At 67.6% G+C, this 16,392-nt stretch carries 12 protein-coding genes; 8 read left to right on the top strand and 4 right to left on the bottom strand.

Features of this window, described 5'->3' with window-relative positions; translation table 11 throughout:
- Nucleotides 1–19: 19 nt before the first annotated feature.
- The 3 genes from cysS to B0920_RS19445 form a co-directional block, all read right to left on the bottom strand.
- A complete protein-coding gene (gene cysS / locus B0920_RS19455; RefSeq protein WP_078034284.1) occupies nucleotides 20–1,402 on the bottom strand; it encodes a cysteine--tRNA ligase in 1,383 nt (460 codons plus the stop codon).
- 410 nt (nucleotides 1,403–1,812) lie between these two features.
- On the bottom strand, nucleotides 1,813–2,436 hold the full coding sequence (locus B0920_RS19450) for a TetR/AcrR family transcriptional regulator (RefSeq protein WP_078034283.1): 624 nt from the start codon (nucleotides 2,434–2,436) through the stop codon (nucleotides 1,813–1,815).
- A gap of 37 nt (nucleotides 2,437–2,473) precedes the next feature.
- Nucleotides 2,474–3,418, bottom strand: a complete 945-nt coding sequence (locus B0920_RS19445) for a LysR family transcriptional regulator (protein WP_078034282.1) — start codon at nucleotides 3,416–3,418, stop codon at nucleotides 2,474–2,476.
- A 97-nt stretch (nucleotides 3,419–3,515) separates the two neighbouring features.
- Between B0920_RS19445 and B0920_RS19440 the strand changes: the two genes are divergently transcribed.
- The 6 genes from B0920_RS19440 (at nucleotide 3,516) to B0920_RS19415 (ending at nucleotide 10,137) form a co-directional block, all read left to right on the top strand.
- Nucleotides 3,516–3,896 carry a hypothetical protein gene (locus B0920_RS19440; protein ID WP_078034281.1) on the top strand — a complete coding sequence of 127 codons (381 nt, stop codon included), beginning with the start codon at nucleotides 3,516–3,518 and terminating at the stop codon, nucleotides 3,894–3,896.
- Nucleotides 3,897–4,032: 136 nt separating this feature from the next.
- On the top strand, nucleotides 4,033–5,340 hold the full coding sequence (locus B0920_RS19435) for an NAD(P)/FAD-dependent oxidoreductase (RefSeq protein ID WP_078034280.1): 1,308 nt from the start codon (nucleotides 4,033–4,035) through the stop codon (nucleotides 5,338–5,340).
- Nucleotides 5,341–5,443: 103 nt separating this feature from the next.
- Nucleotides 5,444–6,424, top strand: a complete 981-nt coding sequence (locus tag B0920_RS19430; RefSeq protein WP_078034490.1) for a tripartite tricarboxylate transporter substrate binding protein — start codon at nucleotides 5,444–5,446, stop codon at nucleotides 6,422–6,424.
- 421 nt (nucleotides 6,425–6,845) lie between these two features.
- Complete coding sequence (locus tag B0920_RS19425; protein ID WP_078034279.1) at nucleotides 6,846–7,883, top strand: SDR family oxidoreductase; 1,038 nt, start codon at nucleotides 6,846–6,848, stop codon at nucleotides 7,881–7,883.
- A 379-nt stretch (nucleotides 7,884–8,262) separates the two neighbouring features.
- Entirely contained in the window at nucleotides 8,263–8,892 is a 630-nt protein-coding gene (locus tag B0920_RS19420; RefSeq protein ID WP_229455780.1) for a PRC-barrel domain-containing protein, read from the top strand.
- A 75-nt stretch (nucleotides 8,893–8,967) separates the two neighbouring features.
- Complete coding sequence (locus B0920_RS19415) at nucleotides 8,968–10,137, top strand: sensor histidine kinase (protein ID WP_078034277.1); 1,170 nt, start codon at nucleotides 8,968–8,970, stop codon at nucleotides 10,135–10,137.
- A gap of 12 nt (nucleotides 10,138–10,149) precedes the next feature.
- On the opposite strand, the gene hrpA is transcribed toward B0920_RS19415, so the two are convergent.
- On the bottom strand, nucleotides 10,150–14,436 hold the full coding sequence (hrpA, locus tag B0920_RS19410) for an ATP-dependent RNA helicase HrpA (protein WP_143745837.1): 4,287 nt from the start codon (nucleotides 14,434–14,436) through the stop codon (nucleotides 10,150–10,152).
- Between the two features lie 54 nt (nucleotides 14,437–14,490).
- On the opposite strand from hrpA, the gene argA reads away from it, so the two are divergent.
- Nucleotides 14,491–15,804, top strand: coding sequence for an amino-acid N-acetyltransferase (gene argA / locus B0920_RS19405; RefSeq protein WP_078034276.1), 1,314 nt, complete (start codon nucleotides 14,491–14,493; stop codon nucleotides 15,802–15,804).
- A gap of 39 nt (nucleotides 15,805–15,843) precedes the next feature.
- Nucleotides 15,844–16,116: an oxidative damage protection protein gene (locus B0920_RS19400; RefSeq protein ID WP_078034275.1), complete on the top strand. Its 273-nt coding sequence runs from the start codon at nucleotides 15,844–15,846 to the stop codon at nucleotides 16,114–16,116.
- The last annotated feature ends 276 nt before the right edge of the window (nucleotides 16,117–16,392 follow it).

The raw sequence follows: 16,392 nt of genomic DNA, 5'->3' as shown, positions 1-16,392 counted from the left end.
TCCGCAGGGCTAGCAACGCTCAGGCCGGCAGCGGTTCCGCGACCGGCCCCTCGGCCGTGTCGCGCACCGCGAAGCCGGCCTGCGCGATGGCGGCGCGCAGCGCGTCGGCGTCCTTCCAGCGCTCGTCGGCCCGCGCCTGCTGGCGCGCCGCGATCAGTTCCCGCACAGCCTCCGGCACCTCGACCTCGGCCGGACGCCAGTTTTCCAGCCCCAGTCCCAGCGCCCCGTCCAGCCAGTCGAGGGTGGCGCGCTTCGCGCTCCCCTCGAGCGGCGACTTGATCAGCTCCCAGGCCAGCGCCAGCGCGCGCGGCGTGTTCAGGTCCTCGTTCAGCTCCCCCAGCATCCCCGCGCGCCAGGCCGGATCGGCCGCGCCGCCCGCTGGCAGCGCATGATAGGCCTGGCGCAGGCGGTTCAGGGCGGTCTGCGCCGCCTGCAGCGCCGGCCAGGAGAAGGCCAGCGGCGAGCGGTAGTGGGCGGTCAGCGCCAGGTAGCGGTAGGCCAGCGGATCGACGCCGCGCTCCTCCAGCGTCGCCAGGCGCAGGAAGTCGCCGCTCGACTTCGACATCTTGTCGCCGCCGTCGAGCTGCAGGAAGGCGCCGTGCAGCCAGTAGCGCGCCGGGCCATGCCCATGGCAAGCCTGGTGCTGGGCGATCTCGTTGGTGTGGTGCACCGGGATGTGGTCTTCGCCGCCGATGTGGATGTCGAACAGCGCGCCCAGGTACTTGCGCGACATGGCCGAGCACTCGATGTGCCAGCCCGGGAAGCCGCGGCCCCATGGGCTGTCCCATTCCATCTGGCGCCGCTCGCCAGTGCGGCTGAACTTCCACAGCGCGAAGTCGGTCGGCGCGCGCTTTTCGCCCAGTTCGACGCGGTGGCCGGCGCGCTGGCCCGCGCTGTTCAGGCGGGCCAGGTGGCCGTAGTCCTCCAGCTTGCCGGTGTCGAAGTACACGCCGTCCGCGGTCGTGTAGGCATAGCCGCGGCGCGCGATCTCGTCGATGAAGGCGATCTGCTCGGGAATGTGGTCGGTGGCGCGCGCCCACAGCGCGGGCTCGCGGATGCCGAGCCGGGCCAGGTCCGCGCGGAAGGCGGCGGTGTAGTAGGCCGCGATCTCCCAGGCCGAGCGGCCGGTGCGGCGCGCGCCCTTTTCCATCTTGTCCTCGCCGGTGTCGCCGTCCGAGGTGAGGTGGCCGACGTCGGTGATGTTGACCACGTGGTGGACCGCCAGGCCGTTCAGCTCCAGCACCCGGCGCAAGGTGTCGCCGAACAGGTAGGTGCGCAGGTTGCCGATGTGGGCGTAGTCGTAGACCGTCGGGCCGCAGGCGTACAGGCCCACCTTGCCCGGCTCCAGGGGCTGGAAAGGGCGCAGGGTTCTGGCGTGGGTGTCGTACAGCTTGAGGTCCATGGCGGCTCCAAAAAGACAAAGGCCACAGGGAAGCTCGTTCACTGTGGCCATCAGAAGAAAAACCGGGAATGCGGGTGTGCGTCGGCGGCAGGCTTCTATGGCCCGCTGCGACATGCGGCGAATCGGGTGTCGTGGTGGTAGACGTCGGCGATCATGGATCCAGTCTAGCACGCCCGCCCCGTCCAGCCAACGGGGCCGCGCGCGCTTCAGAAGAAGGTGAAGTCCTCGTTCGACTTCGGCACCAGGCGCAGCACGCCGCGCACGAACAGGGCGGACAGGCCGGCGAAGGGCAGGAACAGCAACCAGATGTTGGACATGATGGACTCCTCGCATATGCATCTTTCGCACACCTGTGCGAAATTGTTTCAAAAAAATGACAGGCCATCGGCCCGCCTCCGTATGCCGCCCTGCTACTCCAGGTCGTTGAAGCTCTTGTAAGTCGAAATCAGGCGGTTGAACGCGCGCTGGGCGCGGCGCGCGGTGGCGTCGCCGCGCAGGAAGCGCACGTCGTGCATCACGCCGATCACCAGGCTGTAGATCTCGAACACCAGCTGTTCGGGATCGGTGTCCGGCCGCAGGTGCCCCGCTTCCATGGCCTGCAGCGCGGTCTTGCGCAGCGAGGCGCGCCAGCGCACCACGCCGGCCTCGAGCCGGTCGCGCAGCGGCCCCGGCACGTCGTCGAACTCGAAGGCGCCCGCCGTGTACAGGCAGGAGCCGCGGGTGGTCTCGACGCCGATGCGTTTGAGCCAGAGGTCGACCTGCATCACCAGGCGCGGCAAGCCCTTGGGCGCCTGCAGCGCGGGCAGGAAGACCTCCTCGCTGAAGCGGCGGTCGTATTCGTCCAGCACCGCGCTCTGCAGCGCCTCGAGCGAGCCGACGCGCGAGAAGATCCCGCTCTTGCTGATGCCGGTGCGCTTGGACAGCTCGCCCAGCGACAGCTTGCCGATGCCCTCGGCGGCGGCCATGTCCATGGCGGCGCCGACGATGGTGGCGTAGGTCGCTTCGGCTTTGGCGGTGGCGGCGGCGGTAGTCATGCGCTCACTTTAGCACAGATGTGCGAAACTTCAAGCACTATTTGGCCGCGCGCCGGGCGGGGCGGCGCTGCCGCTCCAGTTCTTCGATGATCACGGCCTGTCCGTGCTCGACGATGAATTCGTGGAAGGAGGCGGCCACGGTCGGGATCGCGTGGTCGGCCTTGTGCATCACGTGCCAGTCGCCCGAGACCGGCGTGCCGGCCACCGCGAGCGGCGCCAGCAGGCGGTTGCGCACCTCCAGGGTGCAGGCGTGGACCGAGAGGAAGCCCACGCCCAGTCCGGCCGCCGTCATCTGCTTGATCGCCTCGTTGCTCGACAGCTCGGAGCCGAAGGACAGCGGCGCGCCGGCGTCCAGGTAGAGCTTCTCGACCGCGGCCCGCGTGCCCGAGCCGCGCTCGCGCACCAGCAGGTTGTGGTCGGCCAGTTCCGCCAGGCCGACGCTGCGGCCCGCCAGAGGATGGCCGGGCGCGGCGAAGAAGGCCATCGGATGGCGCGCGAAGCGGCTGGCGCTGGTGGGGAACTCGCGCGGCGGCGTGCCCATGATGGCGAGGTCGATCTCGTCGCGGCTCAGCATGCCGATCACCTCGGGGCGCGAGCCGACCTGCAGGCGGATGCGCACGTGCGGGCGGCCGGTGGTGAAGCGCACCAGCATCGGCGGCAGCAGGTGCTCGGCCGTCATCACGGCGCCGATGCGCAGGCTGCCGCTGGTGACGCCCTTGAAGGCCGCGATCTCGTCGCCCGCCTCTTCCCACAGGCGCAGGATGCGCTCGGCGTAGCCGACCAGCAGCTCGCCCGCGGCCGTCATCTGGATGTTGCGGCCCTGCTTGCGGGTCAGGGGCGTGCCGGCCGCCTCCTCCAGCAGCTTGAGGTGCAGGGACACGGCGGGCTGGGTCACGTGCATGGCCTCGGCCGCGCGCGACACGCTGGCGTGGCGCGCCACCTGCACCAGGGCTTGCAGCTGCTTGAAGCTGGCCGGATACATAAGCTATTCCTTATTGAATTTCGCAGAAAACTGATTTTTATTTTATCCGGCTTGGCCGTATAGTAAAACTGTCATCAAACCAGCGAGGGAGGAAATCATGGCGGCCCAGGCGATCATCTTCGATTTGTCGGCATTTCCAGACAAGGACCCGGCCACCAGCGATGCTTCCCGTCTTCTCGACCAGGCCCTGCACGATGGCCGCCACTGCGCGCTGGTGACCGAGCTGCCGCACCGCGAGGCCGGCATCCGCCTGCGCGAGCGCTTCGGCGACACCGCCCACCACATCTTCTCGGTCGTGCTGACCGGCGCCGACTACGCGGCCAGCGGCCACAAGGCGCCCTATTCCATCGTATTGCGCACGCTCGAGCTGCCGCCCGAGGCGGCGGTGGTGGTCGCCTCCTCGCGGCCGGCGTTGCAGGCGGCGCGCCAGGCGCGCTTGCGCATCCGCGCCCAGTCGCTGCTGGCGCGTCCGCGCTAGCAGCGCTATCCGCGCGCGCCGCCAGCGGCGCCCGCCTAGGCGCAAGTCAAGGCGGAAACCATCCCGCAGCACACGAGGCAGCGTCCGCGCGTCGGACCTGTCGCGCCCCCGATCGACCATCACAAGGAGAACGAACATGGAAACCATCGTGATCGCAGGCGGCGGCGTCGCCGGACTGGACCTGGCCACGCGCCTGGGCCGTACGCGCGGCGCGGCCGGGACGGCCCGGGTGATCCTGGTCGACAGCGCGCCGGCCCACTTCTGGAAGCCGCTCCTGCATTCGGTGGCGGCGGGGCTGATCGATCCCAGCCACTACCACATCGACTACGCGCGCCAGGCGGTCGACAACGGCTTCGAATTCCTGTGCGGCGAGATCGTCGCGATCGACCGCGCCACCTGCAGCCTGATGGTCAAGCCGCGCCGTCCGCAGGCCGGCGGGACGACGGTCGCTTTGGACTACGACAGGCTAGTGCTGTCCTTCGGCTCGGTCACCAACTTCTACGGCGTGCCCGGCGCGCGCGCGCACTGCCTCTCGCTCGACAGCGTGGCCCAGGCAGAGGCCTTCCGCCAGCGCTTCCTGAACGCCTGCGCCCAGGCCGGGGCGCGCGAGGGACTGGCCTGCGCCAGCCCGCACGCCGACCTGCCGCTGGTGGACATCGTCATCGTCGGCGCCGGTCCCACCGGCATCGAGCTGGCGGCCGACCTGCGCCACACGGTCGACACCCTGGTGCGCTACCGCCTGAGCGGGCTGGGCGCCTCGCGCCAGGTGCGCATCCGCATTCTCGAGCGCGGCGCGCGCCTGCTGGGCGGACTCGATCCCGAGCTCTCGGCCCTGGCAGTGCGCAAGCTGGCCGAGCTGGGCGTCGAGGTCTGCACCGGCGCCGCCGTGGCCGAAGTGGGCGCCCGTGAAGTGCGCACCGAGGACGGCCGGGTCTTCCCCGCCGCGCTCACCGTGTGGGCGGCCGGGGTGCGCGGTCCGGCGCTGGCGATCACGCCGGCGCTTGCACTCAACCGCAACGACCAGGTGCTGGTGAACGAGCAGCTGCGGACGGTGGACGACCGCCACATCTACGCCATGGGCGACTGCTGCTCGCTGCAGCAGGCCGAGCCCGGCCAGATGGTTCCGCCCAGCGCCCAGGCGGCGCGCCAGCAGGCCGAGTTCCTGGCGCGCCTCCTGAGCAGCGCGCCGGGACGCACGCCGCCCTGCTTCCGCTACCGCGACTACGGCACCCTGGTCACGCTGGGCCGCTCAGGGACGGTAGGCATCCTGCTGCGCGCCGTCGGCCGCCATCACCTGCGGGTGCGCGGCGCGCTCGCCAGCCTGCTCTACCGCTGGACCTACGAGCGCTACGTGCTGACCCACGTGGGCCTGCCGCGCATGCTCGGCCACCTGCTCGCGCGCTGGTGCCGGGCGCGCATGCTGATGCCGGTGAACTGGCACTGAAGCCGGGAGGAGCGATGCACGGGCGCTGTTCGGCTGGATTGCCCTTGGTGTAGAATCGTTTCAGCCGGTTATCGGATGAATCAACCACACAAAGGGTATGAATATGCGTCTCTTCTCCCACCAAGGCAAACAGCTCGCGTTTGCTTTCGCAGCCTCGGTCATCTCGGTCAGCGCCCTGGCCCAGAACTGGCCGACGGGTAACGTCACGGTCGTGGTGCCGTGGCCCCCGGGCGGTCCGTCGGACATCGCTGCCCGCCCCCTGTCCAAGGGCCTGACCCAGAACCTTGGCCAGTCCTTCGTCATCGATAACCGCGCCGGCGGCGGCGGCAACATCGGCACCGCGGCCGTGACCCGCGCCGCGGGCGACGGCCAGACCCTGCTGGTGACCTCGAGCGCGCCGATCGTCATCAACCCCAGCCTGTACAAGAAGCTGCCCTTCGACCCGCTGAAGGACCTGGCGCCGGTGACCAACCTGCTGCGCGCCCCGCTGGTGCTGGTGGCCCACCCCTCGGTGCCGGCCAAGAACCTGAAGGAACTGATGGCTCACATCCAGTCGAAGGGCGGCCAGTTCTCCTACGCCTCCTCGGGCAACGGCACACCGCAGCACCTGACCGGCGAACTGTTCGCCAGCGCGGCCAAGCTGCAGATGACCCACGTGCCCTACAAGGGTTCGGCGCCGGCCATCTCCGACCTGCTGGGCGGCCACATCCCGATGATGTTCGACTCGACCATCGCCATCATGCCGCACATCAAGAGCGGCAAGGTGAAGCCGATCGCCGTGTCGGGCTCGAAGCGTTCGCCGCTGCTGCCTGACGTGCCGACCTTCGCCGAAGCGGGCCTGCCGGCGATCGAATCCTACGCCTGGTACGGCCTGTTCGCACCGGCCAAGACCCCGAAGAACGTGATCGCCAAGATCAACGCCGAAGCCCAGAAGGTCATGAAGAGCCCCGAGTTCCAGAAGGTGCTGACCGACACCGGCACCGAGTACGTCGGCGACACCCCGGAAAACTTCGGCAAGTTCGTCCAGGCCGAATCGCTCAAGTGGTCGAAGGTTGTCAAGGACAGCGGCGCGACCGTCGACTGACCCAGTCCTTTCCCCCTCGAAAAGGATGGCTCCGGCCATCCTTTTTTTTCGCCTTCAAAATTAGGGTCGGAGTCGACTTTTTTGACAACTTTGAGGAATTGCCCAAAAAGTCGACTCCGACCCTATTTATTCTTCGCTGGCCGAGTTCGCCGATGCACAGATGCGGGAAGAAGCAAGCAAAAGCGGTTTGATCGAACTCAAGAAGAAGCGATGCGTTTTTACGCTTAAGAAAGAAAAAAACTAGGGTCGGAGTCGACTTTTTGGGCAATTCCTCAAAGTTGTCAAACAATTCGACTCCGACCCCAGTTTTGTTGTTTCTGCCAAGCTAGCGCGTGCCTTGTCTTTTTGATCGCGATTACCATCGCTTGCGACCGATGTGACCGCTAAATTGCGGCCCCTTCCCACCCTTACAGGAGCAGGCATGGACAAGGAAAAACCCAAGGAGCAAGCGCTTCCCGGCGATGCGGCGGAGCCCGCGCGCCGCCGTTTCGTCAGTACCGTCGCCACCGGCATCGCAGCCTCGGCCGCCGCGATTCCCGCCCTTGCGCAGTCGGGCGCGGGCAACCAGCCGCCGCCGGGACGCGCGCGCGAGGCGGCGGCGCGCTATCCGCGGCCGCCCTTCCCCAACCAGTCCCAACCCTGGCCTGGCCTCGCCGGCAAGATGACGCCGCGGCCAGATCATGGAGAAACCACCTACCGCGGCAGCGGGCGGCTTGCCGGACGCAAGGCGCTGGTCACCGGAGGCGACTCGGGCATCGGGCGCGCCGCCGCGATCGCCTTCGCACGCGAAGGCGCCGACGTGGCCATCAATTACCTGCCGGCTGAGGAGGCCGACGCGCGCGAAGTCGTGCAGCTGATCCGCGAGGCGGGACGCAAGGCGGTCGCCATTCCGGGCGACATCCGCGAGGAAGCCTTCTGCAAGAAGCTGGTGGAAACGGCCACTCGCGAGCTGGGCGGCCTGGACATCCTGGTCAATAACGCCGCGCGCCAGAAGTCGGCCAACTCCATCCTCGACATCTCGAGCGCCGATTTCGACTGGACCATCAAGACCAATGTGTATGCCGTGTTCTGGATCACCAAGGCGGCCGTGCCCTACATGAGCGCGGGCGCCTGCATCATCAATACCGCCTCGCAGCAGGCCTACGACCCCTCCGCCAACCTGCTCGACTATGCCTCCACCAAGGCCTTCGAGGTGGCGTTCACGAAATCGCTGGCCAAGCAGCTAGCGGAAAAGGGAATCCGGGTGAATGCGGTGGCGCCGGGACCGGTCTGGACCCCGCTCCAGGTCTCGGGCGGGCAGACCCAGGAAAACCTCAAGAGTTTCGGCGAGAGCGCGCCGATGAAACGCCCCGGCCAGCCGGCCGAGCTGGCGGCGGCCTTCGTCACCCTCGCCTCGGACGAGTCGAGCTTCACCACCGGCCACGTCTACGGCGTCGCGGGCGGCGGCGGCCAGCCCTGACGCGGGAGCCCGGGACTGCCGGGTTCCGGGTTCAGCGGCTGCGCGCCCAGCGCAGGCGGGCGAACAGGGAGCCCAGCGAACGGGTACGGATCAGTTTGCCCAGCGAACCGCCATAGTTGCAACGCGCAGTGATCGTCATTTGTTATGTCCTCCGAAACATGTCTTATCAGAATAACCACCCGCCCGGGGTGCTTCTGTGCGCCAGCTCGCATAGCGTGCAAGCTCATCCTTAACTAACGCGCGCAGCCTGTCCCGATTGAGCCATATCATTGTTACAGCAGTACTTCAACTTACCCCGTCCAGGGTGGTCTAATGGTGCTGCGGTCATCTCACCGAACGGGAGGAGAACATGGGCTACGCAGATCGTGACAAATATGGGATGTACAAAGGCGCCCGGCATGCCGGTCCGGGCCCGGCGCTGATGGGCGCCGATACCCTGATCGGCGACAACGTCGTCAATGCCGAGGAAGAAAATCTCGGCGACATCAAGGAAATCATGCTCGACATGCAGACCGGCCAGGTCGCGTATGCCGTGCTGGCCTTCGGCGGCTTCCTCGGCATGGGCGAAAAGCTGTTCGCCGTGCCCTGGCAGGCGCTGCACCTCGACACCGCCAACCACCGCTTCGTACTCAACGTCAATAAAGAGCGGCTCAAGAACGCGCCGGGCTTCGACAAGGACGCTTGGCCCAACATGAGCGACGTCAACTGGGCCACCAGCGTGCACAGCTTCTACGGCACCGATCCCAACCGTCCCGGCGCGCCGACCATGGGTCCGGGCGTCGAGATGGGCCTGGGCGGCGGCATGGGCCGTCCAGCCAGCGGCGGCGCGGTCGGCTCGTCCATGGGCGCGGGGCATGCCGGCGGGGGCGACCTCGGCAGCGGCTCCGGCATGGGCGGCGTCGGCGCCGGCGGCGGCGCTTTCGACGACGGCAAGAGCATCGATCCACGCCCCGGCAACCTGGGCGACGATAAGGACCTGAGCAAGATTCGTGGCAGCAACCTGGGCTGAGGCCCTATACTAGCGGCACGCGGGCGCGGGGCGACGCCCGCGTCGCCGCTCATCGGCTTCGCCCGGGAGAAACCCATGCGCCTGGCCGACTTCATCCTCGATCAGCTGGAAGCGATCCTGCAGGAATGGGAGAACTTCGCGCGTACGCTCGAGCCGCCGGGCGCATCCATGAGCACCAAGGAGCTGCGCAACCACGCCGCGGTCATGCTGAAAGGGATCGCCGAGGACTTGCGCAATCCGCAGTCACGCGACCAGGAGATCGCCAAGTCGCACGGCCTGGAACCGGCGTCGCCGCAGAGCCAGGCGGGCGAGCACCACGGGGTCGCCCGGCTCGAATCCAACTTCAGCATCGAGCAGCTGGTGTCCGAATACCGCGCGCTGCGCTCCAGCGTGCTGCGCCTGTGGGCAGAATCGACCAAGTCCGCCGAACAGACCGACATCGTCGACATCACCCGCTTCAACGAGGCCATCGACCAGCTGCTGGCGGCCTCGGTGTTCAGTTTCGCCAAGGCCGCGCGCAAGGCCCAGGAGGCGGAAAAACAGCGCCGCAACCAGTTCCTGGCCATGCTCGGGCACGAGCTGCGCAATCCCCTCTCGCCGATCAGCGCCGCCGCCACCATCCTCAGGATGGCCAACAGCGGCGACCACACCATCATCAACGCCAGCAACATCATCGCGCGCCAGGTGACCCATATGGCGACCCTGGTCGACGACCTGCTCGACGTCTCGCGCGTCACACGCGGCATCATCGAGGTGCGCTGCGAGCCGCTCGACCTGCGCAGCGTGATCGACGACGCCGTGGAACAGGTACTGCCCCAGATGCAGGCGCGCGCCCAGGCCTTCAGCGTCGCCGAACTCCGCGAGCCGGTGCCCGTGAACGGCGACCGCAAGCGCCTGGTGCAGGTGGTCAGCAACCTGCTGACCAACGCCGCCAAGTACACGCCGCAAGGCGGCGCCATCGCGCTGCGCGTCGATCTCGACGACGAACGGGTGGCGCTGGTGGTGGAAGACAACGGCATCGGCATGGCCCCCGATCTCATCCCCCACGTGTTCGAGCTGTTCGCCCAGGCCGAGCGCACGCCCGACCGCGCATCCGGCGGGCTGGGACTGGGCCTGGCGCTGGTCAAGAGCCTGGTCGAGCACCACGGCGGCAAGGTGAGCTGCCACAGCGACGGTCCGGGCCGCGGCAGCCGTTTCACCGTGTGGCTGCCGCGCCGCCAGGCCGCCGCGGCGCAAGGCGCGTGAATCCCCGCCGCTTCAGCGCAGCATCGACTCCCACACCTTCTGCAGGCGCTTGCTCGACACCGGCATCGGGGTCCTGAGCTCCTGCGCGAACAGCGAGACCCGCAGCTCTTCCAGCATCCAGCGGAACTCCGTCATGCGCGGGTCCATGTTCTTGACCGGCTGGTTCTTGAGCGTGCGCTGGAACTGGACGGCGGCGCCCTGCCACTCGGCCATCAGCTGGGCGTCGCGCGAGGGATTTCCGCGCAGCTTCTCGATACGCACGTTGATCGCCTTCAGGTAGCGCGGGAAGTGGGCCAGCTGGCTGTACTCGTTCTCCAGGATGAAGCGTTTGTGCACCAGGCCGCGCAACTGTTCCTGGATGTCCGCCGCCACCGGCTGCGGCAGGCTTTGCAGGCGCTTGGGCATGCCGTGGAACTCGCCCAGCACCTGCCCTGCCAGGCGCGCGACCTCGTTGATGAGCAGGCCGATGCGGCCCTTGCCCTCGTCGCGCCGCTTGTTGAAGGAAGCGGCATCGTGCGGCAGCGGGTCCTGCAGGCAGGCGATGTCGATCGCCTTGGCCACGATCTGGTCGCGCAGGTCTTCCTGCGTGCCCACGCTCATGAACTGCATCCCCATCTGCTGCAGGCCGGGGATGTTCTTCTCGGCGAACTTGAGCTGCTCCTTGAACTGCAGCGCGAACAGGCGGCGCAGGCCGACGCGGTGGGTGCGCGCCGCCACGTTGGGGTCGTCGAAGACCTCGAGGTCGCAATGCGTGCCCTTGTCGACCAGGGCCGGGAAGCCGATCAGGTTCAGCTTGCCCTGCTTGATCTCCAGTAGTTCCGGCAGTTCGCCGAAGGTCCAGGCGGTGATGCCGGTGTGCTGTCCGGCGGCCGGCGGGTTGGCGGGCGCCGCCGCCGCGGGCTGGGCGCCGCCCTTGGCCTTGGCGGCCGGCGCGGCCTGCGGGCTCGCCGCCTGCGGGCTCGCCGCCTGCGCACGCTCGACCGGCTTGGCCTCGGCCATCTTCTGGAAGCTCTGCCGCGCCTGCCCGCCCAGCTCGGCCTGCAGGCTGGCCAGGTTGCGGCCCATGTCGAGCTGGCGCCCGTGCTCGTCGATCACCTTGAAATTCATGAACAGGTGGGCCGGCAGGGTCTCGAGCTTGAAGTCGGTGCTCATCACGCGCACGCCGGTCTGGGCGTGGATGTCGCCGATCAGGACGTCGACCAGGTCGCCGCGCCCGAAGCTGCCGGCGGCGTCGATGCGGTCGACGAACTTCGCCGCGTACTCGGGCAGCGGCACGCAGTGGCGGCGCAGCTTCTGCGGCAGGGACTTCAGCAGCAGGTGCACCTTCTCCTTCAGCATGCCCGGCACCAGCCAGGCCGCGCGCTCCTGCGGTATCTGGTTCAGCGCGAACAGCGGCACCGCCAGGGTCACGCCGTCGCGCGGGCTGCCCGGCTCGAAATGGTAGCTCAGCCCCATCTCGATGCCGGTGACGTTCATGGTCTTCGGGAACAGCTCGGTGGTCACGCCGGCCGCCTCGTGGCGCATCAGCTCTTCGCGGTTCAAATAGAGCAGCTTGGGGTCGTCGCGCGCCGCGTCCTTGTACCACTTCTCGAAGCCGGCCCCGTTCACCACGCTGGTCGGGATCTCCTTGTCGTAGAAGGCGTAGATCAGCTGGTCGTCCACCAGCACGTCCTGGCGGCGCGACTTGTGCTCGAGGTTCTCGATGTCCTTCACCAGCTTGTGGTTGTGGATGTAGAACGGCAGGCGGGTCTCGTAGTCGCCGGCGACCAGGGCGTCGCGGATGAAGATCTCGCGCGCCTCGATCGGATTGTGCTGGCCATAGTTGATGCGGCGGTTGCTGTAGACGACGATGCCGTACAGGGTGGCGCGCTCCAGCGCCGTCACCTGGGCCTGGCGCTTTTCCCAGCGCGGCTCGCCCCAGGATTTCTTGAGCAGGTGGGCGCCGATCTTCTCCACCCACTCCGGCTGGATCTGGGCGATGGTGCGGGCGTACAGGCGCGTGGTCTCGACCAGCTCGGCCGCCATCACCCAGCGTCCCGCCTTCTTGGCCAGGTAGGAGCCGGGCCAGACGTGGAACTTGATGCCGCGCGCGCCCACGTAGACGCCCTGCTCGTCCTCGGACTTGAAGCCGATGTTGCCCAAGAGGCCAGTGAGCAGCGCCATGTGGAGCTGCTCGTAGGTCGCGGGCGCGTCGTTCAGGCGCCAGCCCTGCTCGCGCACGATGGTGAGCAGCTGCGAGTGCACGTCGCGCCACTCGCGCAGGCGCAACTGCGACAGGAAGTTGGCGCGGCAGTTCTCCTGCAGCTGGCGGTTGGATTTCTTGTGCTCGATCGCTTCCTCGAACCACTGCCACATCTTGAGGTAGCTGAGGAACTCGGACTTGTCGTCGGCGAACTTCTTGTGCTTCTCGTCGGCCTGCTGCTGGTATTCGATCGGGCGGTCGCGCGGGTCCTGGGTCGACAGGGCCGAGGCCACGATCAGCATCTCGGTGAGGCAGACGTTGTCCACCGCGGCCAGGATCATGCGGCCCACGCGCGGGTCGAGCGGCAGCTTGGCCAGCTTGCGGCCGAGCGGGGTCAGTTCGTTGGTGTCGTCGACCGCGCCGATCTCGTGCAGCAGCTGGTAGCCGTCGGCGATCGCGCGGCCTTGCGGCGCCTCGATGAAGGGAAAGGTCTCGACGTCGGCCAGGCGCAGGGATTTCATGCGCAGGATGACCGAGGCCAGCGAGGAACGCAGGATCTCGGGATCGCTGAACTTCGGACGCTTGACGAAATCCTCTTCCTCGTACAGGCGGATGCAGACGCCGTCGGCCACGCGGCCGCAGCGGCCGGCGCGCTGGTTGGCGGCCGACTGCGCCACCGGCTCGATCTGCAGCTGCTCGACCTTGTTGCGGAAGCTGTAGCGCTTGACGCGCGCCAGGCCGGTGTCGACCACGTAGCGGATGCCTGGCACGGTCAGCGAGGTCTCGGCCACGTTGGTGGCCAGCACGATGCGGCGCGCGTTGGTGGTGCGGAACACGCGGTCCTGCTCCTCCACCGACAGGCGCGCGAACAGCGGCAGGATCTCGACGTGCGGCGGATGGTGCTTGCGCAGGGCTTCGGCGGCGTCGCGGATCTCGCGCTCGCCGGGCAGGAAGACCAGCACGTCGCCCGAGCCGATGCGGCACAACTCGTCGACCGCGTCGACCACGGCGTCCATCAGGTCGCGCTTGTCGCGCGCGGCCTGGGCCTTCGGCGGCGGCTCGCCCGGTTTGGTGACGCCGGCCACGTTCACCTGGTCGCGCTCCACCGGACGGTAGCGCACCTCCACCTTGTACAGGCGGCCCGAGACCTCGATCACCGGCGCCGGCTTGTCGTTGGAGCCGAAGTGGCGCGCGAAGCGCTCGGCGTCGATGGTCGCCGAGGTGATGATCACCTTCAGGTCAGGGCGGCGCGGCAGCAGCTGCTTCAGGTAACCAAGCAGGAAGTCGATGTTCAGGCTGCGCTCGTGGGCCTCGTCGATGATGATCGTGTCGTAGGCCCTGAGCAGCGGGTCGGTCTGGGTTTCGGCCAGCAGGATACCGTCGGTCATCAGCTTGACCGAGGCGCCTTTCTGCAGGGTGTCGTTGAAGCGCACCTTGTAGCCCACGTGCTCGCCCAGGGGCGTGCCGAGTTCCACGGCGATGCGCTTGGCGGTCGACGAGGCCGCGATGCGGCGCGGCTGGGTGTGGCCGATCAGGCCCTTGGAACCGCGCCCGAGTTCCAGGCAGATCTTGGGCAGCTGGGTGGTCTTGCCCGATCCGGTTTCGCCGGACACGATGACGACCTGGTTCTCGCTGATCGCCCTGGCGATTTCGGCGCGGCGGCCGGAGACCGGCAGGTCCTCGGGGAAGGTGATCGGCGGGAGCGGATTGCGCGCGACCGGCTGCGCGTCCTCGCGCGGCGCACGGGGTGGGCGCTCGCTGCCTTCACGGCGCGGCCCTTCGCCTTCGCGGCGCTGCCCCTCGCCTTCGCGGCGTGGCCTTTCGCGGCCCGGCCTATCGTGGCCCGGCCTATCGTGGCCCTGCCCTTCGCGTCCCGGCCCTTCGCCCTCGCGGCGCGGCGCGGGTGCGCGCTGGGCGCGCGGGCCGTCGTGGCGGCGCTCGCCGCCCTGCTCCTGCGGATGGCGCGCTTCCGGCGTGGTCTGCAGTTCGCCGTCGCGGGTCTGCGTCATCGGCGCGCGCGGCTGTCCCTGCCCGCGGCGCTCGCGCGGCGCAGCGGAAGGAGTGGTGGAGGCGGCGCGCGCCGGCTGCGGCGAAGGCTTGTTACTCTGTTCAGACATTGATTTTTACAAGGTTTTGGTGCGCAAAACGCGCAGCGAATTATAATGCGGCAAATGGAAAACCCTACCCAATTCGTCCAGTGGCTGCGCTCCGTCGCGCCGTACATTCACGCCTTCGGCGGCAAGACCTTCGTGGTGGCCTTCCCCGGTGAACTGGTCGCTTCCGGCGCCCTGCCGATCCTGGCCCAGGACCTGTCGCTGCTGGTCGGCCTCGGGATCCGCATCGTGCTGGTGCACGGCTCGCGTCCGCAGGTGGCCGAACAGCTCGCGCTGCGTAACGTCGAAGGCCGTTTCCACAACGGTATCCGGATCACCGATTCCGCCGCGCTCGAATGCGCGAAGGAAGCCGCGGGCGAATTGCGTCTCGACATCGAAGCCGCCTTCAGCCAGGGCCTGCCGAACACCCCGATGTCGCACGCCCAGATCAGCATCGTCTCGGGCAACTTCGTGCTCGCCCGTCCGCTCGGCGTGATCGACGGCGTCGACTTCGAGCTCACCGGCGTGACCCGCAAGATCGCGGCCGAAAAGATCCATCCGATCTTGCAGACCGAGGACAGCCTGGTGCTGCTGTCACCGCTGGGCTTCTCGCCGACCGGCGAGATCTTCAACCTGACCATGGAAGACGTGGCCGCGTCGGCCGCCATCGCCCTGCATGCGGACAAGCTGATCTTCATCACCGAGACGCCGATGATGAAGGATGCCGCCGGGGTCGAGCTGCGCGAACTCTCGTCGCACCAGGCCGAGGCGGTGCTGCAGGCCGGCTTCCTGCCTGCCGATGCGTCCTTCTACATGCAGCACGCGATCAAGGCCTGCAACAGCGGCGTGGACCGCACCCACATCATCCCGTTCTCGATGGACGGCTCGGCCCTGCTCGAGGTCTTCACCCACGACGGCGTGGGCACCATGATCAGCCACGAGAACCTGGAGAGCCTGCGCCAGGCCACAATTGAGGACGTCGGCGGAATTATCAAGCTGATCGAGCCGCTGGAAGCCGACGGCACCCTGGTGTATCGCGGGCGCGAGCTGATCGAGCGCGAGATCGACCAGTTCTCGGTGATCGAGCACGACGGCGTGATCTTCGGCTGCGCCGCGCTCTACCCCTTCCCGGAATCGAAGATGGCAGAGATGGCCTGCCTGACGGTGAGCCCGGACGCCCAGGCCCAGGGCGACGGCGAACGCATCCTGAAGCACATGGAGAACCGGGCGCGCGCCGCGGGCCTGAACAAGCTGTTCGTGCTGACCACCCGCACCTCGCACTGGTTCAAGAAGCGCGGCTTCGTGCCGGCCACCGTGGACGACCTGCCCAAGGACCGCCAGCATATGTATAACTGGCAGCGCCGGTCGCAGGTTTTGATCAAGTCTTTATAATAGCGGTTTCATACCGTCACGGATTAACAGGAGTACAGAATGGCCCGCAACGTCCACTGCATCAAACTCAACAAGGAAGCCGAAGGGCTGGATTTCCCGCCGGTTCCAGGCGAGCTGGGCAAGAAAATCTATCAATCGGTGTCGAAGGAAGCGTGGCAGGCATGGCTGAAGCACCAGACCATGCTGATCAACGAGAACCGCCTCAACCTTGCGGACGACCGCGCGCGCAAGTACCTGGCGACCCAGATGGAGCGTCACTTCTTCGGTGAAGGCGCGGATCAGGCTGTCGGGTACGTGCCGCCGACTGCGTAAGTTCGCACACCTGCTGCCGCTTGCGCCCGAGTGCCCGCTCGCGGCTCGTAAGGGGCGACCGGCACCCTGACGCAGGCACCGAGCCTGCCTCAAACAACGTCATCCCGGCGAAGGCCGGGATCCAAGTTCCTCAGCATGCCACCAGCGTCAAACGACGGTGGAATGCGAACAAACTTGGATCCCGGCCTTCGCCGGGATGACGTTAATGGGCGATGGGTTACAACCATCACCGCGATTCCTGATACGCCGCTAGCACGCATCGGGAAACAAGTAGTC

The organism is Massilia sp. KIM, assembly GCF_002007115.1.
GTDB lineage: Bacteria > Pseudomonadota > Gammaproteobacteria > Burkholderiales > Burkholderiaceae_D > Telluria.
Note: the sequence above shows the minus strand (reverse complement) of the source record. Positions and strands in the feature narration are given on the sequence as shown.